General features: G+C 70.4%; 24 protein-coding genes, 1 tRNA gene and 1 pseudogene. 8 read left to right on the forward strand and 18 right to left on the reverse strand.

What is annotated here, in order from left to right; genetic code table 11:
• The first annotated feature begins 3 nt into the window (after positions 1–3).
• Entirely contained in the window at positions 4–4131 is a 4128-nt protein-coding gene (locus ACN28I_RS01705; RefSeq protein ID WP_420940429.1) for a protein kinase domain-containing protein, read from the forward strand.
• Between the two features lie 7 nt (positions 4132–4138).
• Here the strand turns inward: ACN28I_RS01705 and ACN28I_RS01710 are convergent, their stop codons facing one another.
• The gene (locus ACN28I_RS01710) at positions 4139–6721 is read right to left on the reverse strand and encodes a DEAD/DEAH box helicase (RefSeq protein ID WP_420940430.1); all 2583 of its coding nucleotides are present in this window, start codon (positions 6719–6721) and stop codon (positions 4139–4141) included.
• 148 nt (positions 6722–6869) lie between these two features.
• Between ACN28I_RS01710 and ACN28I_RS01715 the strand changes: the two genes are divergently transcribed.
• The gene (locus ACN28I_RS01715) at positions 6870–8060 is read left to right on the forward strand and encodes a cytochrome P450 (protein ID WP_420940431.1); all 1191 of its coding nucleotides are present in this window, start codon (positions 6870–6872) and stop codon (positions 8058–8060) included.
• Between the two features lie 9 nt (positions 8061–8069).
• On the opposite strand, the gene ACN28I_RS01720 is transcribed toward ACN28I_RS01715, so the two are convergent.
• Positions 8070–9056 carry an NAD(P)H-quinone oxidoreductase gene (locus tag ACN28I_RS01720; RefSeq protein ID WP_420940432.1) on the reverse strand — a complete coding sequence of 329 codons (987 nt, stop codon included), beginning with the start codon at positions 9054–9056 and terminating at the stop codon, positions 8070–8072.
• 88 nt (positions 9057–9144) lie between these two features.
• Here ACN28I_RS01720 and ACN28I_RS01725 point away from each other — a divergent pair, with 88 nt between their 5' ends.
• The 4 genes from ACN28I_RS01725 to ACN28I_RS01740 all read left to right on the forward strand — a co-directional run bounded on the left by ACN28I_RS01725 (position 9145) and on the right by ACN28I_RS01740 (position 12063).
• Complete coding sequence (locus ACN28I_RS01725) at positions 9145–10005, forward strand: hypothetical protein (protein ID WP_420940433.1); 861 nt, start codon at positions 9145–9147, stop codon at positions 10003–10005.
• Between the two features lie 87 nt (positions 10006–10092).
• Positions 10093–10278: a DNA gyrase inhibitor YacG gene (locus tag ACN28I_RS01730; protein WP_420940434.1), complete on the forward strand. Its 186-nt coding sequence runs from the start codon at positions 10093–10095 to the stop codon at positions 10276–10278.
• Complete coding sequence (locus tag ACN28I_RS01735; RefSeq protein WP_420940435.1) at positions 10275–11012, forward strand: tyrosine-protein phosphatase; 738 nt, start codon at positions 10275–10277, stop codon at positions 11010–11012. Before ACN28I_RS01730 ends, ACN28I_RS01735 begins: the two co-directional genes overlap by 4 nt.
• A 16-nt stretch (positions 11013–11028) precedes the next feature.
• Positions 11029–12063, forward strand: a complete 1035-nt coding sequence (locus ACN28I_RS01740) for a lysylphosphatidylglycerol synthase transmembrane domain-containing protein (RefSeq protein ID WP_420940436.1) — start codon at positions 11029–11031, stop codon at positions 12061–12063.
• 104 nt (positions 12064–12167) lie between these two features.
• On the opposite strand, the gene ACN28I_RS01745 is transcribed toward ACN28I_RS01740, so the two are convergent.
• From ACN28I_RS01745 to ACN28I_RS01765, 5 genes are all read right to left on the reverse strand, one after another.
• Positions 12168–12326: a hypothetical protein gene (locus ACN28I_RS01745; RefSeq protein ID WP_420940437.1), complete on the reverse strand. Its 159-nt coding sequence runs from the start codon at positions 12324–12326 to the stop codon at positions 12168–12170.
• Positions 12323–12562 (reverse strand): ribbon-helix-helix domain-containing protein, encoded by a 240-nt coding sequence (locus ACN28I_RS01750; RefSeq protein ID WP_420940438.1) that lies wholly within the window; start codon positions 12560–12562, stop codon positions 12323–12325. The genes ACN28I_RS01745 and ACN28I_RS01750 overlap by 4 nt, the downstream gene beginning before the upstream one ends.
• 111 nt (positions 12563–12673) lie before the next feature.
• Positions 12674–13072: a sensor histidine kinase gene (locus tag ACN28I_RS01755; protein ID WP_420940439.1), complete on the reverse strand. Its 399-nt coding sequence runs from the start codon at positions 13070–13072 to the stop codon at positions 12674–12676.
• A complete protein-coding gene (locus ACN28I_RS01760) occupies positions 13038–14540 on the reverse strand; it encodes a PAS domain-containing protein (RefSeq protein WP_420940440.1) in 1503 nt (500 codons plus the stop codon). The genes ACN28I_RS01755 and ACN28I_RS01760 overlap by 35 nt, the downstream gene beginning before the upstream one ends.
• Before the next feature lie 93 nt (positions 14541–14633).
• Positions 14634–14707, reverse strand: a tRNA-Ile gene (locus ACN28I_RS01765).
• Between the two features lie 205 nt (positions 14708–14912).
• Between ACN28I_RS01765 and ACN28I_RS01770 the strand changes: the two genes are divergently transcribed.
• Together ACN28I_RS01770 and ACN28I_RS01775 are read left to right on the forward strand one after the other, a co-directional pair.
• Entirely contained in the window at positions 14913–16229 is a 1317-nt protein-coding gene (locus ACN28I_RS01770) for a hypothetical protein (RefSeq protein WP_420940441.1), read from the forward strand.
• Positions 16226–16660, forward strand: a complete 435-nt coding sequence (locus ACN28I_RS01775) for a tetratricopeptide repeat protein (RefSeq protein WP_420940442.1) — start codon at positions 16226–16228, stop codon at positions 16658–16660. The genes ACN28I_RS01770 and ACN28I_RS01775 overlap by 4 nt, the downstream gene beginning before the upstream one ends.
• A 94-nt stretch (positions 16661–16754) precedes the next feature.
• Here the strand turns inward: ACN28I_RS01775 and ACN28I_RS01780 are convergent, their stop codons facing one another.
• From ACN28I_RS01780 to ACN28I_RS01830, 11 genes and pseudogenes are all read right to left on the reverse strand, one after another.
• Positions 16755–17822 carry a M20/M25/M40 family metallo-hydrolase gene (locus tag ACN28I_RS01780; protein WP_420940443.1) on the reverse strand — a complete coding sequence of 356 codons (1068 nt, stop codon included), beginning with the start codon at positions 17820–17822 and terminating at the stop codon, positions 16755–16757.
• Entirely contained in the window at positions 17809–18651 is an 843-nt protein-coding gene (locus tag ACN28I_RS01785) for a [LysW]-aminoadipate kinase (protein ID WP_420940444.1), read from the reverse strand. Before ACN28I_RS01785 ends, ACN28I_RS01780 begins: the two co-directional genes overlap by 14 nt.
• Positions 18648–19421 carry an SDR family NAD(P)-dependent oxidoreductase gene (locus tag ACN28I_RS01790; RefSeq protein ID WP_420940445.1) on the reverse strand — a complete coding sequence of 258 codons (774 nt, stop codon included), beginning with the start codon at positions 19419–19421 and terminating at the stop codon, positions 18648–18650. The genes ACN28I_RS01785 and ACN28I_RS01790 overlap by 4 nt, the downstream gene beginning before the upstream one ends.
• Complete coding sequence (locus ACN28I_RS01795; RefSeq protein ID WP_420940446.1) at positions 19399–20139, reverse strand: sulfotransferase; 741 nt, start codon at positions 20137–20139, stop codon at positions 19399–19401. The genes ACN28I_RS01790 and ACN28I_RS01795 overlap by 23 nt, the downstream gene beginning before the upstream one ends.
• A gap of 286 nt (positions 20140–20425) precedes the next feature.
• Complete coding sequence (locus ACN28I_RS01800; RefSeq protein ID WP_420948546.1) at positions 20426–21286, reverse strand: family 3 encapsulin nanocompartment shell protein; 861 nt, start codon at positions 21284–21286, stop codon at positions 20426–20428.
• 17 nt (positions 21287–21303) lie between these two features.
• A complete protein-coding gene (locus tag ACN28I_RS01805) occupies positions 21304–21837 on the reverse strand; it encodes an Asd/ArgC dimerization domain-containing protein (protein ID WP_420948547.1) in 534 nt (177 codons plus the stop codon).
• A gap of 163 nt (positions 21838–22000) precedes the next feature.
• Positions 22001–22342, reverse strand: a pseudogene (locus tag ACN28I_RS01810) (N-acetyl-gamma-glutamyl-phosphate reductase); the annotation flags it as partial.
• A complete protein-coding gene (locus tag ACN28I_RS01815) occupies positions 22339–23181 on the reverse strand; it encodes a RimK family alpha-L-glutamate ligase (protein WP_420940447.1) in 843 nt (280 codons plus the stop codon). The gene ACN28I_RS01815 and the pseudogene ACN28I_RS01810, both read right to left, overlap by 4 nt.
• 76 nt (positions 23182–23257) lie before the next feature.
• Positions 23258–23461: a lysine biosynthesis protein LysW gene (locus ACN28I_RS01820; RefSeq protein WP_420940448.1), complete on the reverse strand. Its 204-nt coding sequence runs from the start codon at positions 23459–23461 to the stop codon at positions 23258–23260.
• Between the two features lie 32 nt (positions 23462–23493).
• Positions 23494–24498 (reverse strand): transketolase family protein, encoded by a 1005-nt coding sequence (locus tag ACN28I_RS01825; protein WP_420940449.1) that lies wholly within the window; start codon positions 24496–24498, stop codon positions 23494–23496.
• Positions 24495–25313, reverse strand: a complete 819-nt coding sequence (locus ACN28I_RS01830) for a transketolase (RefSeq protein WP_420940450.1) — start codon at positions 25311–25313, stop codon at positions 24495–24497. Before ACN28I_RS01830 ends, ACN28I_RS01825 begins: the two co-directional genes overlap by 4 nt.
• Positions 25314–25390 lie beyond the last annotated feature (77 nt).

Consider the following 25390-nt stretch of genomic DNA (forward strand, 5'->3'; position numbering starts at 1 on the left):
GAGGTGAGCAAGGATGCTCTTCAAGAGGACATGCACGAGTGGACGGCCACGGGCGAGCACCGGGCCGCCGGGTCCTCCGAGCGAGCCTCCGAGTCCGGTGACTCCTTCTTGAAGGAAGTGCTCCAGGTGGAACCGGCCTCACGGCTGCCGGTCCCGGGGCAGCGGCTCGGGGGCCCGGAGGGCGAGCGCTTCGAAATCCTCGAGCCGATGGGCCGGGGAGGCATGGGGCAGGTGTTCCGCGCGCATGACGCGACGTTGCGGCGGGAGGTGGCGCTCAAGTTCCTGCTGCCCCGCCGGGGCCTCGAGGAGCTGGCGCTCGCCGAGGCGCGGGCCGTGGCCCGGCTCGACCACGAGAACATCGTCCGCATCTTCGACGTGGCGGAGTGGAGCCACACGCCCGGCCGCGGCCGGGTGCCCTTCCTGGTGATGGAGTGCCTGGAGGGCGAGTCACTCGCCGGGCTGCTGAAGCGTGAGCGTCCCGGGCTCCGGCGCGCGCTGGAGCTGCTCGAGGCCATCGCCGCGGGCCTGGCGCACGCGCACGAGCGGGGCATCGTCCACCGCGACCTCAAGCCCGGCAACGTCTTCCTCACCCGGGAGGGGACGGTGAAGCTGCTGGACTTCGGCCTGTCGCACCTGGCCGCGGAGCCGGTCCGCTCCGGGCTCCAGCCCACCGGAGGCTCTCCGGCCTATATGGCGCCGGAGCAGTGGCGGGGGGAGACGCAGGACGCGCGCACCGACATCTGGGCGGCGGGCGTGGTGCTGTACGAGCTGCTCACGGGGGAGCCGCCCTTCCAGGGGGCCACGATGGCGGAGCTGCGCGGGCAGGTGACCTCCCCGGAGCCCGCCCCCCCGGTGCGCGTGCGTCACCCGGAGGTGCCGCGGCAGGTGGCGGTGCTGCTGGCCACCGCGCTGGCGAAGGACCCGGCCCGGCGTTTCTCCTCGGCACTGGAGCTGCGGCAGGAGGTGCGCGAGCTGCGCGGGCGTCTCTTCGGGGCCGGGCACGAGGCGCGGGGGCCGGCCGCCGAGCCCCAGCGGCGTCAGGTGACGTTGGTGTCCTGCCAGCTCGCGGGGCTCGCCGAGGGCGGAGCACCGCTCGATACCGAGGACATGGGCGAGCTGGAGCAGGCCTTCCACGAGGCCAGCATGGAGGTCATCGAGCGGCACGGGGGCTCCGTGGCCCTGTCCATGGGCGGCGAGGTGCTCGCGTGCTTCGGTTGGACGCAGGGCCGGGAGGATGACTCGGAGCGCGCGGTGCGCACGGGGCTCCAGCTCACCCGGGAGCTGCGGGACTCGCTGCGGCACAGGCTGCCGCACCTGCCTCTCTCCGGCCTGTTCGTGCGCGGGGGTGTGCACACGGAGTTGATGGTGGTGGGCGCGCGGCTCCAGGGCGAGGCGCCCCATGTGGCCGCATGGCTCGCGCGTCAGGCCGGGCCGGGGGAGCTGGTCCTCAGCGACACGACGTGGACACTCGTGCGGGGCGCCTTCCAGGCCGAGCCGCTGGGCTCCCACGCCTTCAAGGGGCTGTCGGGAAGCGTGAGCATGGAGACGCACCGCGTGCGGGGTGAGCGGGAGGTGGGCTCCCGGTTCGAGCGGACGCACGTGGCCGGGCGGCTCTCGCCGCTGGTGGGGCGGGAGCGCGAGCTGGGGCTGCTGCTGGAGTTCTGGGAGCAGGCGCGGCGGGGGAGGGGGGCCGCCGTCCTGGTGAGTGGTGAGGCGGGCATCGGCAAGTCCCGCCTCATCGAGGCGCTGTGCGAGCGGGTGGCGGAGTCGTCCACGCTGATCCGGGTGCAGTGCTGGTCCCGGTTCACCGCCCAATCCCTGCACCCGATCATCGAGCTGCTTCAGGCGGCGGTGGGCATCCGCCTGGAGGATCCTCCCGCGCTGCGGCTGCGGAAGCTGGAGGAACGGCTGCGGGGTCTGGGCATGTCGTCCCAGGAGGACAGGGACCTGTTGGGCCTGCTGCTGAAGCTGCCCGTGGCCGAGGGCTCTCCGGTGCACCAGCTCACGCCCGCGCGGTGCAAGGAGAAGACGTTCGAGTCCTTGGTCTGCATGCTCATGCGCTGTCCGTGTGATGCCCCGCCGGAGCTGCTGGTCATCGAGGATCTCCACTGGGCCGACTCCTCCCTGCTCGAGTTCCTGGGCTTCCTCCTGGAGCGCGTGGGGACGGCGAGGTTCCTCGTGGTGCTGAGCGCCCGCCCGGAGTTCCAGCCGGACTGGCCCCGGAGCGGCGGGCTCCACCGGCTGGTGTTGGAGCGGCTGCCGGCCGGGATGGCCGCGGACCTGGTGCGCAAGGTGGCCCGGGAGCGCGAGCTGCCGGAAGAGACGGTCCAGGCGCTGGTGGGAAGGACGGATGGCATTCCCCTCTTCATCGAGGAGATGACGCGCATGGTGTTGGAGGGCGGGGCGGCGGCGTCCATCCCGCTCACCCTGCACGAGCTGCTGCTGGCCCGGCTGGACCTGCTGCCCTCGCGCCAGAAGGCCCTGGCGCGGCTGGGCGCGGTGGTGGGGCGGGTCTTCTGTCCCGATCTGCTGGCCATGCTGTCGGATCGTGATGAGGCCACCGTGCGGCGCGACGTCGCCGGGCTGGTGGAGGCGGGGCTCTTGAAGGAGCGGGAGGGAATGCCCAGGCTGGAGTTCCAGTTCCGGCACGCGCTCTTCCAGAAGGCTGCGTACCTGTCCCAGTCCCGGAGCGCACGGCGGCGCACGCACCGGCGCGTCGCTGCGACGGTGGAGGCGCACTTCCCCCAGATGGTGGAGGCGAGGCCCGAGCTGCTCGCGCACCACCTCACCGAGGCGGGGGAGCACGCGCGGGCCATCGGCTACTGGGGGCGGGCCGGACGGTTCGCCCTCGAGCGGCAGGAGAGCCTCGAGGCGCTGGGTCATCTGAACCGGGCGCTGGAGCTGTTGCCCGTCCTGACGGATGAGCCGCGACGCCTCCAGCGGGAGCTGGAGATCCGCATGGACCTGGGCCTCGCGATGCTGCAGGTGCATGGCTATGACGCGCCCGGGACGGAGCGGATGTTCGCCCGTGTGTGGGTACTCCTCTCCCAGGTGGGCGAGGTGTTGCCGCGGCTCGACCTGTCCTTGTGGGGGCTCTTCACCTACTACCGGGGACGGTCCGAGTACCACCGGGCGAAGGAGCTGGCGGAGCGGCTCGTGGACCTGGGGCAGCGCCACGGGCAGCCGGGGCTGAGCGGCCTGGGCCATGTGCTGAGCGCGGTCATCTTCTTCGCCTGGGGGCGGCCGTGGGACGCCGCGCGGGAGCTGGAGCGCGTCCTGCGTGGCCCGGAGCCTTCGCTCGAGGAGCATCGTGCGCTGGCCATCCGCTACGGGGCCGATCCCTGGATGATGGCGCTGGCCGAGAGCGCCATCGTGTATGCGATGCTCGGCCGGGTGGAGGACTCGCGGCGCCGTGCCCGGGAGGCGCTGGAGCTGGCCAGCCGTGCCGGTCATCCCTACTCCCTGGGTTCCACGCAGGTCTATGTGGCCGTGGCCCGCCTCTTCCGCCGGGAGGCACAGGGGGCGTTGACGCTGGTGGACCGGGCCCTCACCTTCGCGAGCGAACGCCGATTCGTACTGTGGAGTACGTGGGCGGCGCTCGTCCGGGCACATGCCCTGGCTGGGCTGGGGCGGCCACGGGACGGCCTCGCCATCGCGCAAGGTGTCCTCGAGTCCTGGCGCACGCGGGGCATTCACAATGGGATTCCCTCCTGCCTGCGGGTGATCGCGCAGACCCGGTTGGCCCTGGGTCAGGTCCAGGAGGCGTTGGCGGCGGTGGATGAAGCGCTGGCCGAGGGCATGGCGACGGGGGAGCGTTGCGGCGAGTCCTGCCTGCACCTGGTCCGGGGCGAGTGTTTGAGGCGGGCGGGACGGGACGAGGATGCGGGCTCGTGCTTTGTCCGAGCCCTCGCGGTCGCTCGTGCGCAGGGGGCGGGCCTGTCCGAGCTGCGTGCGACGGTGAGCCTGTGCCGCTTGCTGCGGGACAGGGGCCAGGTGGAGGCGGCGCGGCGGATGCTGGAGCGGGCCTGTGCCGGGTTCGAGCCGGGAGGGGAGTGCGTGGATCTCCAGGAGGCGCGGGCGCTCCGGGACGAGCTGTCGCGAGGCGAGGCGCGGGCGGCCGCGAGCCCCTGAGCCCCACTCAGCGCTTCGGGCGCCGGGGCCCCTTGCCCCGTGACGCCTCGAGCTCATCGGGCATCCACGGCATGTCCAGCAGCTCCTGCAGCTCGAGCAGCGTGTCCGCGTGCAAGGCCCCGCGCCGGCCGCGGCCCACGACGAAGCGCACCGGCCGGTCGAACAACGGAAGCTCCTCCTCCACGAGCGTGCGCGCGAGCTTCTCCGGCAGGTCGAGCCGTACCACCCCCACGGGCTCACCTTCCTCGTCCTGCTCCACCTCGTACTCCAGCGCCACCTCGCGGTCGCGAAGGGTCACCACGTCCGGCAACGACAGGAGCTGCTCGCGAGTCCCGGGTGGCACCAGCGCGTCCAGGTCGAGCGCCAGCGGGCGCGCGAGGAACTCGTCCAGGGTGGTGACGCCCTCGAGCTGGGCCTCGTAGAGGGAGATCAACTCCGGCACCCCGAGCTTCGCCGTGCGTCCACCCGAGCGGCGCCACAGCTCGCGGACCTCGTCGATGGCCGGCTGGTTGCGGCGCACCGCCGGGTGCTCCGCCTCGCCACGTGCCATCGCCTCGGCGAGCGCGCGCCGTGCGCTTCCGGCCCACTCCGGCCCCCACGCGCCGAGTACCTCGATCTCGCGCTCCAGCTCGAAGCCGGAGTACTCCACACGCCACTCGAGCACGAGCGACATGTGAAACGTGTCGTAGGCGAGCTCGGCCTCGGTGCGGCGCCCGTACTTCCTCAGCAGCTCGAGCGGGATGTGCGTGCCCTCGATGGAGGCGTGCGGGTTGCCGGAGCGGTCGGCGAAGTAGCGGAGCGTTCCCGCCACCGCGCCCCAGCTTCCGCACACGCTCGTCTTCGAGACGCGGGCCTGCTCGCCCGAGGCCGTCTGCTCGTCGATGGCGAGATCGAAGGGCATGAAACATGCGAGCAGATCGGCGAAGCGGCGGTGCACGCTGTCATCCGCGAAAGGAAGCTGCTCGGGCAGGCTGGCCTTCAGGCTCCGGTAGACGCCCGCCATCACCAGCGCCGCGTCCTCGACGGCCTTCACCAGCACACCGCGCCGCTCGGCCCAGCGCTCCATCTTCTCCGGGTGGAACAGGTGGCGAGGGAGCCCGTACACCTCGCCGATGAAGCCCGCCTCGCGGTAGGCGTCGGCGTAGAGGTTGTAGGCGGTGAGATGGTCGCTCCCGTGGACCAGCACCCCCTCCAGGTCACGCTCCTCGCGCGTCATGCGGTGGAGCGACTCGAGGGCGCTGCCCACGGCGAGGTAGGGGAGGAGGGCGTCCTCCGCGTTGACGATCAACTCCGCCCACGCCCGCTCCACCGGGAGCGCCTCGACGGCACGGCCGTAGGAGGAGAGCTTCCCCTGGGCGTCGATGATGTTGCGCTCCCGCAGCCGTTGGAACACGCGCTGGTAGGCGGCGCGGTCGAGCGGCACGGGGAGGTCCAACGCGTCGGCCCGGACGCCGAGGGCGGCCGCGGTGAGCGCCACGCGCTCCGGATCGCCCGCGAGCTGGAACTCGGGCTCCGTGGGACGGAGCGAGAAGAAGTCGATGTGCCGGTTGCTCAGGATGAAGATGCGCCCGCCCTCGACGCGGCCGTGCACGCGCCCGGCCATCTGGAGCAACTCGTTGTTGCCGAGGTGGACGCGCGTGAGCACGTTGCGCCCGCGCTCGACGAGGTTGGCGAAGCGCGTGTCGTCGATGACGATGGTGTCGAGCCCCTGCACGTTGAGCGCGCTCTGCCCCGCGGCCGTCATGGCGAGGAGGAAGGGCCGGGGCGCCGTTCCCTCGAGGAAGGGCCGGATGGCGCGGATGGGCTCGCCGCCATGGTAGTGCGCCGCGTGGATGCCGGGCCAGCGGGTGCGGACGTACAGGGCGGCCTGCTCGACGGCGGCCCGCGTGGGGAGGAAGACGCCCACCCCGCGCTGCTCCTTCTCCACGGACTGGAGGAACGCCTCGTCCAGGAAGGAGAGCGGTGGCCTGTTCGTCACCGTGACGGTGGCCACCTTCTTTGGATCGAACGCCTGGACCTCGAGCACGTCGGCGCTGCCGAGGTAGCGCGCGTAGAGCGCCGGGTCCACGGTGGCGGAGAGCCAGATGAAGCGGCAGCCCACGCGCTTGCCGAGCGCGAGGCACAGCTCGAGCTCCGCCGATGTCTGGTGGATTTCGTCGATGATGAGCGTGTCGTGGGGAAGGATGTCGCCGTTCTGGAACCAGCGCCGCGCGATGCCGGTCGTCACGATGATGACGTTCCAGGTGGGCGTGTCGGGCGTCGCCTCGCGCTCGCGGTTCACCACGCCCACCCGGAGCGGGGACGTGCCTCCCTGGCCGACGATCTCCTCGGCGATGAGCCGGATGGCGAGTGTCTTTCCGGTGCCGGTCCCGGCCACGATGCCAAAGCCCTGGCCCGCGCGCGCCAGCTCGCGCACCCGGGGCCCATGGTGCTGCTCGAGGTAGGTCTCGAGGCGCAGCCCGAGCGCGAGCTCGATCGTCTCACACGCCGCGCGCGTGGGGGCGATGACGATGAGGCGCCCCGTCGGTGGCTCGGCGGAGACGAAGGCGTCGTGGTCGGGAGGCAGGTGGCGGTCGATCGGCGTGCGCACGCCGGCCAATCTACGGGCGGTAGGTGAGGCGCTCCAGCAGCAGATCCTCGAAGCGTTGGGTGTTGGCGGCGTCCCGGCGCTTCCCCGCGGGTGCCTGGGAAGCGTCGGACCGCTGGTCTACGGTGATTCCTCCTGACTGGAGGACACTTTGCAGACGTACGATCTGTTCGCCCCCGCCCTCACCCTGGCCGACCGCTACGCCCTGTTCGCGCAGATGCGAAGCGAGCCCGGGCTGTGCCGTGTGGAGCCCTTCGGGGCCTACGCGGCGGCGCGTTACGAGGACGCGGCCGCGATCCTGAAGGATCCGCGGCGCTTCTCGTCCGAGGCGCTCGCCGTCACCGCGGAGCCGGCGTGGCTGGGGCCCAACCCGGTCGCACACTCGATGCTCTCGATGGATCCGCCGCGCCACACCCCGCTGCGCGCGCTGGTCACCCGGGCCTTTGGCCCCACGGGGATGGCCCGGTTGGAGGCCCAGGTCCGGCAGGTGAGCGAGGAGCTGGCGGAGGCCGCCGTGCGGCAGGGCGAGGTGGAGCTGGTGGATGCCTTCACCTTCGTGCTGCCCCGCAACATCATCGGCGCGATGCTGGGCCTGGACCCGAGCACCTTCTCGGAGTTCAAGCGGTGGTCCACGAACATGGGAATGCTCACCTCCGCGACGACGGAGGCGCAGTACGAGGCGGTCCGCTCCGTGGTGCGGGAGATGAGGGACTACCTGACGGAGGTCATCCAGGCGCGCCGCCGCCGGCCGGGCGAGGACATGGTGAGTGATCTGCTCCAGGCGGAGGTGGAGGGGCAGAAGCTCACGGATGAGCAACTGCTGTCCTTCCTCTTCCTGCTGCTGCCGGCGGGGATGGAGACGACGACGCAGGTGCTCGGCAACGCGGTCCTGACGCTCGCGCAACATCCCGAGCAGCTGGAGCTCATGAAGGCGGACAAGGCGCACATCCCGCGTTTCATCGAGGAGGTGCTGCGCTGCGAGCCGCCCACGCAGCTGAGCTTCCGCATGGCGATGCAGGACGTGGAGCTGTCGGGGACGAAGGTGCCGGCGGGGAGCCTGGTGCTGGGGCTGGTGGCGTCGGCCAACCGGGATGAGCGGGTGTTCGAGCAGCCGGAGTGCTTCCTTCCCGGGCGGGACAAGGGCACCCAGCACCTGTCCTTCGGGTACGGGGTGCACTTCTGCCTGGGCGCGCAGTTGGCCCGGATGGAGGCGCGGCTGGGCCTGGAAGCGCTCGTGTCGCGCATCCGGGGCCTGCGGCTGTGCTCGCCGGAGGTCCAGTGGCTGCCCGGGTTCTCCATCCACGGGCCCGCGGTGCTGCCGGTGGAGCTCCTCCCCGCCTGAGCGGCTGGCTCACTCCCAGCGGAGGACGAGCTTGCCCACGGTGTCGTTGCGAGCCATACGGGAGAGGGCCTCGCGGGCCTCGTGCATGGGGTAGACGGCATCGACCACGGGCGTGAGCGTCCCGGCGCGGAACAGGGGAAGCAGGCTGCGCTCGGCGGCCTGGGCGAGCGCCATCTTCTCCTCGGGAGGCCGGCTGCGGAGGACGGTGCCGGTGACGCGCAGCCGCCGGGTGAGGAGGACGTCCAGCTCCACGGAGGTCTGCCGGCCCGCCACGAGCCCCACGAGGAGGACGCGTCCCTGGGGCGCCATGGCCCGGAGCGTCTCCGGGAGGTAGTCCCCGCCGACGAGCTCCAACGCCAGGTCGGCCCCGCGCCCACCGGTGGCTTCCCGGACGGCGTCCGCGAAACGAGGGGGGGCCTCACACAGCACCGTCTTCTCCACGCCCCAGGCGGAGGCGCGGGCGAGCTTCTCCGCGTTGCGCCCCGTCCCGAGAACCTGGGCGCCCAGGGCGCGGCAGATCTGCGCGGCGGCCGAGCCCACGCCACTGGCGACGGCATGGATGAGCACGGACTCGCCCATGCGCAGGCCGCCCTGGAGCACGAGCGCGTCGAAGGCGGTGAGATAGGCCTCGGGGAGCGCGGCGGCGGGGGCGAAGTCGAGGTTCTCCGGCATGGAGAGGGCCTCGCGCTCGTGGGTGATGAGCTGCTCGGCGAAGGCACCTCCGCCCACGAGTCCCATCACGCGGTCACCGGGCTTGAACCGGCGGGCGAGCGGACCGGCGGAGATGACCTCACCGGCGTACTCGAGGCCGGGGACGTCGGCGGGGACACCCGGAGGAGCGGGGTAGCCGCCGCGCAGTTGGAGGAGATCGGCGCGGTTGAGGGCGGTGGCGCGCACGCGCACGAGGAGGTCCGAGGGGCCGGGAGTGGGGGCGGGACGCTCCTCGAAGTCGAGCACCTCGGGGCCGCCGGGACGGGTGATGCGGAGCACCTGCATGGGAGAGCACCTGGGAGGTCGTTGAACCGGGGCAGTCAACCACGGATGCTCCCGGGCCCCCACCCGCAAGCTCCCCGAGGTGTTCCTCATGTCCGCGCGGAAACTCGTCACCGTCCTCCTGGGCCTCTCCCTGTCCGGGGGACTCGGCTGTGCCTCCCGGCCCGAGGCCTGCCGCGAGGGGCAGGTGGCCACGCCTGCCGCCGCCCAACGCCACCCGGTGGCCGGTCACCACCTCCGCGCGCATGCCCACAACGACTACGAGCACGAGCGCCCGTTGTTCGATGCGCTCGGCCACCGCTTCTACAGCGTCGAGGCGGACCTCTACTTGACCGATGGGAAGCTCTCCGTTTCCCACCTCAACCTTCCCTGGGAGTCCAAGCGCTCGCTGGAGCAGCTCTACCTGGAGCCGCTCCAGGCTCGGATTGACGAGCGGGGCTCGGTGCATGGGGATGGCGTGACCTTCACGCTGTGGCTCGATCTCAAGCAGGGCGGACCGGAGCTCGTGGACACCCTGCACGCGGTGCTCGAGAAGTACCCGATGCTCACCCGCATCGACGGTGACGAGGTGCACCCGGGCCCCGTCACGGTGGTGCTGACGGGGGATGCCCAGGGCAAGCGGGATTTCGTGACCCGCTACCCCCAGCGGCGCGCGGTGCGGGACAGCAACGACTACTCGCCGGAGGATCCACCGGCGGACAACGCCTGGGGCTACTACGCGCTCAAGTGGAGCGACTACCTGGACGCCTCGGGCACGGGGCAGCTCGATGACTCCCAGCGTGCGCGGCTGGCCTGCATCATCGAGAACGCGCACGCCCAGGGGCGCAAGGTCCGCTTCTTCGGAGCACCGGACCACCCGGACACCTGGCGGGTGGCGCTCGAGTACGGGGTGGACTTCCTCGGCGCCGACGATCTCCAGGGCCTGGACTCGTTCCTGGAGGGGGCGCCCTAGGCGGTGGGGGGGGCGGCGAACACGCTGGCCGGAGCGGGCCCCGAGGTTTATGAGTACGGCGTGCCGACGACTCTCAAAGAGTGTTCCGTGTGCCGGAAGCCGGTCGCCCCGCGAGCCGAGAATCCGGCGTATCCATTCTGCTCCAAGCGCTGCCGCATGGTGGACCTGGGGCGCTGGCTGGGAGAGGAGTACCGGGTGCCAGCCAGACAGGCGGACGAGCAGGAGGATGAGCTCCCGGCCGACCAGCATCCCGAGCGCGGCGGCGACGCGTGAGCGGGCTGTGCGACCTGCACTGCCACCTGGTGCCGGGGGTGGATGACGGGGCGCGCACGCTGGAGGACGCGGTGGAGATGGCGCGGGCGCTGGTGGACCTGGGCTTCACCACGGTGGCGCCCAGCCCGCATGCGCGGCCCGAGTACCCCTCGCACTCGCGGCGGACGGTGGAGGAGCGGCTGGCGGAGCTGCGCGAGGCGTTGGAGCGGGCGGGGGTGAAGCTGGCGCTGGGGACGAACGCGGAGAACTTCCTGGACGAGGCCTTCCTGCGGAGCCTGGGCACGCCGGAGGCGCGGCTGCTGGGAGCGGGGAAGTACGTATTGGTGGAGCTGCCCTACACCTCGCCGGTGCCGGCGCTGACGGACATCCTCTTCCGCATCCGCCTCAAGGGGGTGACGCCGGTGTTGGCGCACCCGGAGCGCAGCCTGGAATTCGAGCGGCCGGGCCGGGCGGCGGAGGCGGTGCGGGCGGGGGCGCTGCTGCAACTGGACGTGGGAGCGCTGACGGGTCGGTACGGGGGAACGGCGAGGAAGCTGGCGCGGGGCTTCCTGGAGGAGGGGCTGTACGCCCTGGGGGCCACGGATCTGCACGGGCCGGTGGGGGCGCGGGAGTGGGTGGGGAAGGCCCTGGGGGAGTTGAAGGGCAGGGTGGGCGAGCGGGCCTACACCCGGCTGATGGCCACCTCGCCGGGCCGGTTGCTGGCGGGGGAACCCCTGGAGTCCGGGGTGGGGTGACGATATACGGGCCCACGTGAATCGCGCCGTCAAACTGATCGCCAGCCTGCTCGTCACCCTCGTCTGCTCCTGGTGGGCCTTCCGGAACACGGACTGGAACTCGCAGATGACGAGTCTGAAGTCGGCCAACTACTTGTGGGTGTTGCCGTACTTCGTCATCCTGATGCTGGTGCACCTGGCGCGGACATTGCGGTGGGGCTGCCTGCTGTCGGGGATGGAGCGGGTGCCGTTCCGCAAGCTGAACGAGGCCTCGGGCATCGGCTTCATGATGTTGCTGGTGCTGCCGTTCCGGCTGGGCGAGTTCGCGCGGCCGTTGCTCATCGCGCAGCGCAGCTCCATCCGCCGGAGCGCGGCGATGACGTCGGTGGTGCTCGAGCGCATCACGGACGGCATGTCCATCGCCCTGCTGATGCGGGTGCTGCTCTTCTTCGTGCCGGCGGAGGTGCCCGAGGTCCGCTACGTGAAGCTGGGGGCGAACCTGATGTTCGCGGTGTTCGGCGGCGGGCTGCTGTTCCTGCTCTTCGCGCTGAAGCACCAGTCGACGGCGGTGGGGCTGGTGCGCTCCACGGTGGGCCGGGTGGCGCCGGGGGTGGCGGACAAGATGGCGGACATCGTGGACACCTTCGTGGGCGCGATGCGGCAGTTGCCGGATCGGCGCCAGATGGCGCTCTTCTTCCTGTACACGGTGGTGTACTGGGGGCTGAACGGGGCGGGGATGGCGTTGCTGTCGAGGGCGTTTGGCCCGACGAGCCTGACACTGTTCCAGGCCTACGTGGTGATGTCGGTGCTGGTGGTGGGCGTGATGATTCCGGCGGCGCCCGGGATGGTGGGCACGTTCCAGGCGGCCATCCGCGTGGGGCTGTCGCTGTTCCTGCCGGCCTCGGTGGTGAACGGCAACGGCATGGCGTACGCGAACGTGCTGTGGCTGTGCCAGACGGTGCAGCAGATCGGCTTCGGCGTGGTGCTGATGTCGCTGGGGCACCTGTCCTTCAAGGACCTCGCCGGCAAGCTGGACAAAGAGGGGCAGCAGGCCTCACTGCCGTCCGCCTGAGCCCCCGCCGCCAACCCCTCCGCCAACAACCCCTCTCCCTCCGGGAGAGGGACAGGGTGAGGGTGCCACGCGTCCCGGGTTGCCCCGGTGTCACGCCTACGCCGTCACAGCTCTTCGTTGAGCCAGCGGATGATGGTGTCGCGGATGGAGGCAGGGCGCTCGGAGGAGCCGCGGGTGCCGAAGCCGCGGGAGTCCACGGGAGGGGAAGCCTTCTCGCGAGAGAGGGCGGGAGCGCGGGCCTGGAGGGGCAGGGCGGTTCTCACAGCTCGCCCTCGGAGTGGGCCTTGCCGTACTTGGAGAGGAGATCCTCGACGGCCTCGCGGAGGTACTCGCTCTGGTGGATGCGGGTGCGGCGTGCGAGCTCGCGCAGCTTGTGGACCTGCTCGATGGGGACGAGCACGTGGGTGGAGACCACGGACTCGGAGGCATCGGGGCCGTTCGAGTCGGCGGAGGCCGGGGTGACCTCGGAGCTCATCGGGCTGGCGCTGGCATCCTGCATCGGAACTACCTCCTCGGGGCTGCTACAGGCCACTACCGGCCTGTGGGCGCATTAGGAGGGCAGGCGAGGAGGCCGTCAAAAAAACCACCATGGGGGCACGAATGCTTGACGTCAGGCGGGAGGGGAGCCGCGGGGCAGCCGCACGGTGAAGGTGGTGCCCGAGTCCGCGCGGGAGTCCACGGAGATGGAGCCGCCGTGGGCCTGGAGGATCTGCTGGACGATGTAGAGGCCCAGTCCCAATCCCTGGCGCGAGCCACCGCCGGAGCCACGGAAGGGATCGAAGACATGGGGCAGCAGCGCCTCGGGGATGGGCGCTCCCTGGTTGTGCACCGTGAGGACGAGCGTGGAATCCTCCTGGTGCAGGGCCACCTCCACGGGCGTGTGGGAGGCCCCATGGTGGAGTGCGTTGCCCACGAGGTTGGAGATGACCTGGGCGAGCCGGTCGGGGTCCCACTCCCCGGAGTACGTGCCCGGCTCATGGGAGAGCACGACGCGGCCGGGGTGTGACACCTCGAGCCTCCTCGAGCGTGGCGCGCACCAGCTCCACCAGATGGCCGGGCCGGCGCCGCAGGGGGATGCCGCCGCCCAGCCGGGCGCGGGTGAAGTCGAGCAGATCGGTGATCATCCGGGACATGCGCTCGGTGCTCCGGGCGATGCGCCGCACCCCGGTGAGCACGGGCTCGGACACGTCCTCGCGGCGCAGCAGCAGCCCGGTGTTGAGGGAGATGCTGTGGAGCGGGCTGCGCAGATCATGGCTGACGATGCCCATCAGCCGCTCGCGGAACTGCTCGGCATGCTTGTGCTCGGTGATGTCCCGGAAGAAGACGGCCAGCCCGCCCTCGCTGGTGGGATAGACGCTCATGCCCACCCAGAGGTTCAGCGGCGGGTAATGCTCCTCGAACTGCACCGGCACCTTCTGCTGCATCACCCGGTGGTACTCGCGCCAATAGCTGGACTCGGGATGGGCGATGGTGGGGAACACCTCCCAGAGGATCCGGCCGAGCGTGTCCTCGCGCCGCGTCTGGGAGAGGCGCTCCTGGTTCTCGTTCACCAGGAGGATGCGGAAATCCTTGTCGACGACGATGAGTGCCTCGCCGTGCTCGAGCACCTCCACCGTGCGCTGGCGCTCGCGCAGCGCCTTCTCGGCCTGTTCGCGCAGGTGGGTCTGCGCTCGCAGCAGCCGCTCGCGCTCCTCGTCGCGGCGCTTGCGCTCGGTGACGTCCTGGAAGAAGACGGCGATTCCTTCGTCGGTGGGGTAGACGCGGATCTCGAACCAGCGCTTCCACGGGGCATAGTGGTTCTCGAAGGAGAGGGGGATGCGCTCGGAGGCGGCGCGTCGGAAGTGGTGCTCCAGGGAGGTGCCCAGGGCATCGGGGTAGAGCTCCCAGTGGTCGCGGCCCAGCAGCTCCTCGCGAGGCCTTCCCAGGATCCGCTCGGCCTCGCGGTTGACGTAGATGAAGCGCCAGTCGCGATCGAAGGCCTCGAAGGCCTCGGAGATGCTCTCCAGGACGGTGGTGACCCGGTGTTTCTCGCGCTCGGCGGCCTCGCGCTCGCGGACGCGCTCGGTGATGTCGAGCACGGTGCCGAGGAAGCGCACGGCGCGGCCACTGGCATCGAAGAAGGCGCGGCCCGAGGTGGACAGCCACCGGACCCCGCCGTGCCGAGGGTCCACGGCGCGGTAGTCGAGCCGGTAGGAGCCGCTGCCGGAGGAATCCAGGGCCTGCCGCACCACCTGGTGGACGTGGTCGCGGTCCTCGGGGTGAACGAGGGCGAGGAAGGTGTCGTAGTCGAGGGAGGCCTCCGGGGGGACGCCGAAGAGGGCCTTGCAGCGCTCGTCCCAGTGCAGGACGCCGGTGAGGGGATCGAGGTCCCACGTCCCCAGGCCGGTGGCCTCGACGGCCAGCCGCAGACGCTCCTCGTGCAGGTGGGGCGCCTCGGGGCCGGGGGGTGGGGAGCGGGAGTCGGAGTCGGACGGCATGGACGAGAGGTGGGACCTCTCGCACCGGTCAGAGTTCACCGGGCAGCGGACAAAAAGAAGCCCCGTCTCCGAGCGAACCCGGAGACGGGGCCTTGGCCAGGGTCGGACTTGAACCGACTACCTGCGGATTATGAGACCGCCGCTCTAACCAGGTGAGCTACCTGGCCAAAAAGTGGTGCCTCTCATAGCGGGACCAGCGCCCCACTGCAAGAGGATAGGTGAGCCGATGCGAAACCGGCTGCTCTAGGGGCCGCCAGCCAGACCCTGGACCGGGCACGAAGCCGGGCCTCCTATGGCCACCTGGGACTGGAACACCGGCCCGCGCCGCTTCTAGTCCCAGCAGATTCCAGCGGGTGACCATTCTGATGAGGCGTGGCCATCATCGAGGGGATTCCTATGAAGCTGGGCTGGACGGCCGCGCTACTGGTGCTCCTCGCCGGGTGTGCGACCGCTTCCCGGGTCGTGCGCCTGGACACGGGCCAGGCTGACACTCTCGTTTTCACTCCACGCTCCAGCGCCGAGCCGGTGAACTTGAACGGCGGCGAGTTCAAGAAGGCCGTGGCGAAGCGTGCCTGGGAGGTTCGGTCCTCCACTCGGCCCCAGGAAGCCGCCCGGAAGTTATTCGAGATCGAAGTGCGGAGTGGCTCATACACGTATGAGGCACGCAGCCGCCGCGTCACTCCGCTCGGGCCGGGCGAACATCTGGAGGGGGGACCACCGGCGGCGGAGGTGGAGTTGACTCGCGCTTACCTGCGCTGGTGTGAGCGCACAGGCAGGCCCGGAGACTGTCTACGTCTGCTGACGGAGAGCCCCATCGTCACCGGGGACGGCCGTTTCGCTCTGGCCCTGGCCCTCGCCAAGGGTGCCGTGCTCGACGAGATGCTGGAGGCGTTCAAGGACATGGCCGACCCTCACGCCATGGTGGCGGCGGTTCTCTGGACCTGGACGACGTACATGGTCCTCATCTCGATTCCCGACGTGACGGTCTCGAAGGGCCTCGCGGCGGTGATGACCGCCACCCTCATCTCCTACGTGGGCATCGACACCTTCTGGGGCCTCGTCGTGGGCTTCAAGCGGCTGATGGATGAGGCGGATCGGGCCGTCACGTTCAACGAGTTGCGCGAGGCCGGGGAGCGGTACGGCAAGGTCATGGGCCGCAACGCGGCGCGAGCGTTCGCCATGCTGGCTACGGTGGCGCTCGGCAACACGGCGCCGGGGTTGGCGGCGAAGGTGCCGACGCTGCCCGGTGCGATGCAGGCGGAGACGCAGGTGGGTATCCGCCTCGCGGCAGTGGGGGAGGTGGAGACGGTTGCCGTGAGTGCCGGGACCATCACCATCGCACTTGCTCCAGGCGCCGTGGCGATGTCGGCTCAGGGGTCGGGTGCCACGAGCGCTCCGCTCCCGGCGAGCGGTGATGACATCTCGGTCAAAGATGCGCACGTAGACGTCCCCAAGCACAACCTCGACCGCCTGGCTCCAACGTGGCCAGAGCAACGACAGCTTCTCATCGACACTGTCCGTCAGATCGATGGGAAGGTCAGCGCATTGGCCACAACCCCCCAAGGGTCCATCTTCGAGAGCACCCTCAAGATGAATGATAGGTTCGGGGAGATGGCGGACCTGACCATTCGCTGGTTCAAGTACATGGACGGTCGAATCACCATCAACACCGCTTTCATTCACCCATGACGGACCATCTCGAATATCTGGCGAAGCGAGTGCTGGAGACAGGCGGAGCAGAGGCAGAGCGCGCCTTCCGCGATGCGCTCCATCACGTTTCCGATCCCGCTGTACTCCGGGTGCTTGCAGGAAAGTTCTACGCTGAGCCCGAGGTATCGGTGCCCGCCTATGAACGACTCCTGGAGTTGTTGCCCAAGGATCTGCTCGCACGGGTTGAACTCGGATTCATCTATTTCCTCATGGGAGAAGACGGCGAGGCGAGTCGGCAACTCGGCATGGCCCAGGCGTTGGACCCGGAGCACGTGCAGGTTCTCACCTTGGAGGCAGCGCTGGCACGTGAGTCGGCCGAGAAGATTCGGCTCTACCGCCGCATCCTCCAGAAGGAGCCGCTGAACGAGATTGCACGCGGCAAGCTCCGTGAGCTGGGGGAAACGCCGTAGTTCTTGGCCTGGAGGCCGTAATGGTGCTCGACTTCGACCAGGAGGGAGTTCTGGCCGGAATCGAGATGCTGGCGTAATGCCCTGACCAGAGGCCTCATCCAGGCGTTTTCGTGGGCAGCAGGGCCAACACGCGGGCGAGCACCGCGACGCCCTCCTCGTACTCGTCGAGGCCGATGTGCTCGTGGGGCGTATGGTCCAGGGAGGAGTCGCCGGGCCCGTAGGCGAGGGTGGGCACCTGCCACGCCGCCGCCACGGTGTTCCAGTCCGAGGTCCCCGTCTTCAGCCGGAGCGTCGGCCGCGCCCCGCGCTCGCGGATGGCGCGCTTGAATGACCGCGAGAGCTCATCATTCCCATCCGTGCTCACCGCCCCCTTGTGGGAGAGGGCCTTCACGGTGACGCCGGGAACGCCGCCCAGGAGCGCCAGCAGCCGCTCGCCATCACTCGCCGGCCCGGTGCGCACGTTCACGCTGGCCCGTGCCCACTCCTCCGTGTCCGTCGCGCCCGTCTGGAACGAGGTCAACGAGGGCAGGTTCTGCTCGAAGAGGGGACGCTCGCGGTTCCACGCGTCGCAGTCCGCGCGCAGCTTGTTCCAGGCCTCGACGACGTGCTCGGCGGCGGCGCGGTAGTCCCGGCTCGCCGTGTGGCGCCGGCTCGCCCGGTACTCGAGCTCGGCCCGGACGAGCCCCTTGTACCCGATGGTGACCGCATGGGCCCCGCTCGGCTCTCCGTTGATGACGAAGTCCGGCCGGTAGCGCTCGCGGACGTGGAACGCGCCGCGGGTAATCGCCACCTCCTCCTCGACGCACCCGAGCAGCAGGAACTTCTTCCCGGCGCGCTCGCTCTCCTCGAGCAGCTCGACCGCCTCGATGAAGGCGCCAATGGCCCCCTTGGCGTCCACCGTCCCACGCCCGAAGAGGCGCCCGTCCTCGATGCGCACCGGCACCTCGCCGGGCACCGTGTCGATGTGGCCGAGCAGCGCGATGCACGTGTCGCCCTCGCCCAGGCTGGCGATGGTGTTGCCCACCTCATCGGTGTGCGCGCGCCAGCCGCGGCGCTCCAGTTGCGCGGCGAGGGCGCGGGAGAAGGCCTGCTCGTGGTGGCTGGGGCTGTACTGCTCCACCATCCACTTGAGGAACTCGATCGTCTTCTCACGTGCCCGCATTGGCTGAGTCCTTCCGGGGGAGGGTGAACCTGGTGCCGGACTCCTCGGTGAGGGCGACGAACACCGGCCGGGGGACGCGCGAGGAGCTCACGTACACCGAGGGGACTCCTCCCTGGAGCGCCTTGCGTGCGGCGTCCAGCTTGTACCGCATGCGTCCGGCCGCGAGTTGCATGCAGCCCTCCACGTCGTCGCTCCGCCGCACGAGCGTCAGCGGCTCGTTCGGGTTCTCCAGCAGGCCCGGCACGTTCGACAGCATCACGAAGGCCCGGGCGCCGAGCGCGGTGGCGATGGACGCCGCGACCTGGTCCGCGTCGGCGTTCACCAGGACGCCGTCCTCCGTGACCGCGGGAGGGCAGAGGACGGGCACGTGGCCCTGCTCCAGCAGCACCCCCAACAGGCCCGTGTTCACCGAGGTGATCTCCCCGGCCAGGTGCTCGCGGTCGATCCGGACGCGCCCGTTGTCGTTGATCTTCAGCGGAGGCCGGCGCCGGGCGATGAGCACCCGTCCATCCGCGCCGCACATCCCGAGCCCGGAGATTCCCCGCTCCCCGAGCGCCAGGACGATGCGTTTGTTCACCTCGCCCACCCACGCCATCATCAGGATGCGCAGGGTGGCCGCGTTGGTGAGGCGCACGACGTTGCCGGTGGGCGTGGTGACCTCGGGGCGCTCGAGCGAGTAGAGCTTCAGCAGGCGCTCTCCGGCGTCCGAGCCCCCATTCACCACGATGACGCGCTCGCCCTGGCGGACGAGCTCCGCGACGTCATCGCAGACGTTCTCGAGATCCACTCCCGGGGCGCCGCCGATCTTCACCACGATGGGGCCGCTCATCCGACCACACTCGCGCCCCCATCGACGAGCTGTACCGTGCCCGTGATGAACGAAGCCCGCTCGCTGGCGAGGAAGGTGGCGGCGGCGGCGAACTCCTCGGGGAGCCCCACCCGGCGCATGGGAATGTGGGCCGCCATGGCGCGCAGTCCGGCGTCCACGTCTCCCTCGGCTCCGGCGGTGCGCTCGACCGGGGGCGTGCGGGTGTAGCCGGGGGCGAGGACGTTGACGGTGACGCCGCAGTCCCCCAGCTCCTGCACGAGCGCCGAGGCGAATCCGACGATGCCCAACCGGGAGAAGCCCGAGAGGGCGAACCGCGCCACGGGCCGGACCACCGTCTCGGACGTGATGAAGAGCAGGCGCCCCCACCGGGCCGCCTTCATGTGGGGGAGGGCGGCCAGGGCCAGGCTGATGGGGGGCAGGAGCACCGCGTCCACGGCGTCCCGGTAGGCCTCGACTCCGAACTTCGTCGCCGGGCCCAGGGGCGGCCCGCCGCTGTTCGTCACCGCGATGTGGAGGGCCCCCAGGGTGCCGGCGGCCTCCTCGACCCAGTGGCGGACGGCGCCGGGGTCCTTCAGATCCACCGCCGTCGCGAGCACCCGGCCGCGGGCAACCTCCTTCAACCGGCGCTCGGCCCGGGCGAGCTTCTCCGGGTCTCTCGCGCCGATGGCCACATGGGCGCCTTCCTTCGCCAGCTCCTCGGCGACGGCCAGCCCGAGCCCGCTCGAGCCTCCGGCGATGAGCGCGACCCTACCTGCCAGTCCCAGTTCCACGGACGTCCTCCCGGGTGTCTTGGTTCGCGGCCACCGGGCCCACGGCCTCGCGGGCCTGGGTGCGGGGGGGTTGGAAGTAGCCGTAGCGGGCCATCAGCGGCCACGACAGCGCCTGGGTGAGCTTCCTCGCCCTGGAGGGCAGCTCCTTCCGCCACGCGTCATCCTCCGGACGCAGGAGCGTGGGCCCGCTGCGGAAACGGTCCGGATTGCCGGTGACGGTGTGGTTCTTTCCCAGGTTCACCGTGCGCCCCTGCACGGGATTGGCCGCGCCCTCCTCGCCGACGAGCTCGAGCAGCCCCTCCACCACGGTGGCGGGATCGGCGATGAAGTCCTCGTAGCGCAGGAAGAACGAGCGCTCGGGAGCGTTCCGGATGACGGCCTCGGAGGCGAGGTTGAACCCGACCCAGTAGGCGGTGCTGCGGAACGTGGACATGGGGACGACGTACTGCTTCGTCTTCGTCCAGGAGTGCGCGGCGGCGCGCGGATCCCTCACCAGATAGAGGGAGTAGGGCGTGATTCCCTCCACGTGCGGAAGGAGCGCCGCCTCGGACGGGAGCTTGCCGCTGTCCACGAGGGTGTGGCTGCCGGTCGCCTTCGCGATGGCGCGGTAGGCCCGGCTCAACGTGGCGGCATACTCGCGGACGTCCTCCGAGCGGGTGCCCTGCCGGAGGATGTTCCACGTGTGCCGCGTCCGAACGGCCCTCGTCTGGCGCTTCACGACTTCCCGGGCGTGGGACGCGGGCGTCTGGCCTGGGGGAGTCTCCTCCTCGAGCACCTTCGACCAGATGCCGCAGCGGGTCAGTGCTTCCCCGCAGCCGCAGAAGGTGTTGGAGCCGTGACCGTAGGCATTCTTCCAGAGGAAGCTGAGCTTCTCCGGTGTGGAAGAAGCCCTTCACCTCGTTGAGCACGTTGCCGATGATCGTGCTGCCGTTGCGGCACCAGCCGGTGATGTAGAGAACCTTGAGATTGTCTCGAGACACGCGCGTCCCCTGTCCTGGCTGCTGTCAGACCAGCGATGCGACGTAGAAGTGCGTGGGCAGGTGGACCACGAGGGCCTCGTAGATCTCCCCGCACACGGCCAGCCCCTCGCGGGGGAAGATGCCCTTGGGAGGCTCGGCGAAGCGGATGACGGAGCGGCCGCTGTCGAAGATGGTCGCGGCGGCGGTGTAGTCCCCGACGATGATGGTGCCCGGGTTGACCATGCGCGCGCGGGCGATGCGGACGCCCATGTCCGCCAGGTCTCGCAGCAGGCCGTTCTGCCCGACGAAGTAGCGGTAGTAGTCCGCCGGGTTCATGAGGATGCCGTCGGCCGAGCCGCCCACCTGCTCCACGCGATCACACGCCGCCAGGAGCGAGGCGATCGGCGTCTCGCGCGCCGCCAGCCGGGTGACGCCCGGCGTCTCCAACAATCCGCGCACGCGCTCGCCGCCGGGGCCCCGGGCGAGGGCCTGGTTCTCCGCCGTGCACAGACGCACCAGGAGCCGGTAGTCGATGAACGTCGCGAGCGCCTCGGGGTCATCCAGCAGGGCGGGGTTCACCTGCACCCAAGCCGTGGTCGGCTTCAGCTCCGCCTTGTCCGAGTGGAACTCGAACGTGGCCTCCTGCCGGAGCTGCGCGTCGATGACCTCCCCGGTGAGGGCGGACTGGGGGCGGGTCTCGTACCAGTATTTGATCTGGGGCTGCTCGGTCTTCACGACCTTGAAGAGGCCGCGCACCGCGATGCGGGGGCGGCGCTTGAAGCCCGGGAAGGAGTCGGTGATCGTCGTGGAGAACTCCACGGACGCCTTCGTGCCCTGAGAGACAACCGCCGCGGCAAAAGCCCGCCCGGGGGACAGCTCGGTCCCCGCGGTTCCATTCGTGCTCATGTGTTTCTCCCTGTGTTTCAGATGGGATGCAGGCCGCGGAAGCCGAGGCCTTCGGTTTCGGGTCGCCCGAGCATCAGGTTGATGGCGTGGACGGCCGTTCCCGCCGCGCCCTTCACCAGGTTGTCGATCGCCACGTTCACGACGATCCGGCCCCGCTCCGTGTCCACGTCCACGGCGAGGTCGCAGTAGTTCGTCCCCTGCAGCGGACCCGGCTCGGGGAAGGGCGAGGCGCTCGTGTTCGGCCGGATGAGCCGCACGAAGGGCTTCTCGCGGTAGGCGGTGGCGATGGCTCGCAGGGGCTCGTTCTCGTCGAGGGGCCTGGAGGCGAAGGCGTGCACCGTGGCGAGGATGCCGCGCACGCTCGGAACGGCCGTGGCACTGAAGTGCACGCTCGGGCGCGTCCGGGTGAGCCGCTCGACGACGTTCTCGATCTCCCCGGTGTGCCGGTGCCCCACCGCCCGGTAGCAGCGGAGGGCCGAGGCCCGCTCGGGGTGGTGGGACGAGCGGTCCGGCGTGGCGCCACCCCCGGAGGAGCCCGTCTTCGCGTCCACGACGAGCTTCCGGCTTCACCAGGCCCGCGCGCACCAGCGGGAGGATGCCCAGCAGCGAGGCGTGCGCCATGCACCCGGGCACCGCGACGTAGCGGGCCTCGGGAAGCTCCTGGGCGGTCCACTCCGGGAGGGCGTAGACGAAGCGCGGTACGTCCGCGGGCCTCGGGTGCTTCTTGTACCAGCGCTCGTGGTCCGATGGATCCAACCGGAAGTCCGCGCTGAGGTCCACGACGCGGCCCGCGAGCTCGCGCACCCGGGCCCAGCGCTGGAGGAGGCCCCCCTGGGGCATGCAGCTCACCAGCAGCTCGCACGGCTCCAGCGCGTCGTGGGGGACGAAGCGCAGCGCGCTCATGCCCCGGAGGTTCGGGTGGGGATAATCGAGCCGCTTGCCCGCGAACTGATCCGACGTGGCCTGGACGACTTCCACGCCCGGGTGGGCGAGCAGCAGGCGCAGCAGCTCGCCTCCCGTGTAGCCCGAGGCTCCGAGGACGGCCACGCGTGTCATGGGTGCACCCCGGCGGCGTAGTCCGCGATCAGCTCCGGCAGCGGAATCCGGGTGGACTCGATGCTTCGCGCGAACTCGACGCAGTGGTTGACCTCGTTCACGAGGATCTCCCCGCTTCGCGTCTCCAGCAGATCCACGGCCGCGATGTCCGCCCCGACGGCCTCCGCCGCGCGCTCGGCGAGCTTCGCGTGCGACTCCGGCACCTCGTACCGCTCGGGCACCGCTCCGCGCGCGGTGTTCGTCACCCAGTGCTCCGAGCGCCGGCGGATGCCTCCCACCGCCTTGCCCATCACATAGACGCGCAGATCATAGCCCGGCTTGTCGATGTACTGCTGGACGAGCGCGACATGGTCCGAAGCGCTGCCCGTCTCGAAGCGCATCTGCATGAGGCCCTCGGCCGCGCTGCGCCCGTCGATGCGCGCGACCATGCGTCCCCACGAGCCCACCGCCGGCTTCGTCACCACGGGGTAGCCCTTGCGCTCGATCTCCGCGACGCAGGCCTCCTCCTCGAAGCCCGCGAACGACCACGGCATGGGCACTCCGTGGGCGGCCAGCGCGAGCGTGGTGAGGATCTTGTCCCCGCACGTGGTGATGGCCCGGGAGCTGTTCACCACGCGAGCCCCCTTCACTTCCAGGATGGCCGCCAGGTAGCGGGAGCGGGTGAGCGACATGCTCCGCATCAGGACGACGCTGCCGCCGGCCCAGCGCTCCGCGTCCAACGGAAGGACGAGGTCCGCGTCCTGGTGGAGCTCGACGGCGCAGTCCCGCTTGCGGAGCGCATCGAGGATCATCCGTTCTTCCGTGCGCAGCCGTGTGTAGATCAGATCGATCTTCTTCATGGGGGTACGAGCGGCTCCATCCGCCAACACAACGCTCGATGAGGTGCTCTCGATGAACCGCTCGCGCCGCCAGGGCCTACTCGCCCCAGTCCTCCTCGACCTCGGGGGCCTCGGCGAACCGGAGGGGCTTCACGCCAATCACCTCGAGCTCGGCGGAGCAGCCCCCGCACGTGACGACCTCGCCCTCCATGTAGCCGTCCCCGGTGATCTCGAAGGCACACGTGGGGCACCCGTTGATTCCCGCGACATCCTTGGCATCCACCTGCTTCTGAAGCTGCATCCGCTCCTCCTTGGGACTGGTTCCAGTGACAGCTATTGGGGACGCGACAACGTGCCGAGGATGCGCTCGGCCACCGCGGCGCCCTCGAGCCCATGCCCGAGCAGCAGCGACTCGTGGGAGCCCGCGAGCGGGTCGTAGCGATCCTGGATGCCGATCCGGAGCACCTGCCGGGCGGGCCCGTGCGTGCAGACCGTCTCGCACACCGCGCCTCCGAGTCCGCCGAGGATGTTGTGCTCCTCCACCGTGACGAGCAGCCGCGTCCGCTCCGCCGTCTCGAGGATGGCCGCCTCGTCGAGCGGCTTGAGCGTGTGCAGGTTCACCACGCGCGCCGAGACACCCTGGCCCTCCAGGAGCCGGGCCGCCTCCAGCGCGACGGAGACTCCGATCTCCCCGTGGGCGATCAGCCCCACCCCGGTGCCCTCCCGGAGGCAGAGCGCCCGGCCGAGCGCGAAGCCCTCGCGCGGCTCCTCCAGCCGGCTCACCCGGTTGCGGCCGAGCCGCATGTAGACCGGGCCGTCGTATTGGATCATCTCGCGCGTGGCGAGGATCGTCTCGAGCCCGTCCGCGGGGGAGAACACCGTCATCCCCGGCATGGCCCGGAGGATGGCGAGATCCTCGATGGCGTGGTGGGTGGGCCCGAAGAACGCGCCCGAGACGCCGCCGTAATCACAGACGAGCTTCACGTTGGCCCGCGGGTAGGCCATGGCGAGGCGCACCTGCTCGCAGGCCCGCATCGCCCCGAAGGGCGCGAAGGTGTGCGCGAAGACGACGTGCCCCACGTGCGCCATGCCGCACGCCATGTCGAGCATGGTCGCCTCGCAGATGCCCAGGTTGAAATAGCGGCCCTTGTGCCGGGCCTCGAAGGGGTCTCCTCCGCCACCGAGATCCGCCTCCAGCAGCACGAGCCGGGGATCCTGTTCGGCGAAGCGCGCGAGGGCATGCCGGAAGATCTGCCGGTTGGAGAGCTTGGGATTCTCCCGCAGCCAGGCTTCCGGGGCGCTCGCGAGATCCGCGCCGCCCGTCTGGGTGCCGCTCACGGGATCTCTCCCATGGACACGAGCGCGCGCCGGAGCTGCTCGGGAGAGAAGACGGCGTAGTGGGGGCCCTTGCCCTTGAACATGGGCACGCCCGCGCCCTTCTGGGTCTTCGCGACGATGGCGCGCGGGGCCGTCCCGGGGGAGGGGGCTTCCAGCGCCTGGCACAGCGCCTGGAGATCGTGCCCATCCACCTCCAGGGCCTCGAACCCGAACATGAGCAGCCGGTCCGCGAGGGCCGCCTGCGAGAGGATGGACTCCGTCGGGCCGTCGTTCTGGCCCCCGTTCCGGTCGATGATGACCGTCAGATTGGACAGCCGTTGATGGGCGGCCACCTGGAGGGCTTCCCAGTTGGAGCCCTCGCCCATCTCGCCATCACCACAGATGACATAGACACGGTTGGACAGGCCCTTGAGCCGGTAGCCGAGTGCGAGCCCGGTGCCCAATCCCAGCCCATGCCCGAGGCTCCCGGTCGAGAAATCCACCCCGGGAACCTTTGCATTCACATGACCCGTGAAACGGCTCCCCTCCGCGTTGTAGCGCTGGACGAGCTCCTCGGAGTCGAAGAAGCCAAACCCAGACAGGGCCGCATACAGCCCCGCCGCGGCGTGTCCCTTTGACAGGATGAGGTGATCCCGTCCCTCCCAACCGGGGACACTGGGGTTGACCTTCATGACACGCCCGAGGAGCGCCACGAGGATCTCCACCAGGGAGAGGGAACCCCCGAGATGGCATCCGGCCGGGGTGGCCGCGAGCCGGACGATGAGCCGCCGGATATGTCTCGCGTGGGCCTCGAGCGGGCCCAGGGCGTCAGCCACTGGGAAGCTCGAGACGAGCGCTTGTCGTTGCTGCGGTCATCGAGCGAGTCATGGCGGGGGGCAATTCCTGACTTCGA

The sequence above is a fragment of the Archangium gephyra genome (genome assembly GCF_049060025.1).
Taxonomy (GTDB): Bacteria; Myxococcota; Myxococcia; order Myxococcales; family Myxococcaceae; genus Archangium; species Archangium gephyra_A.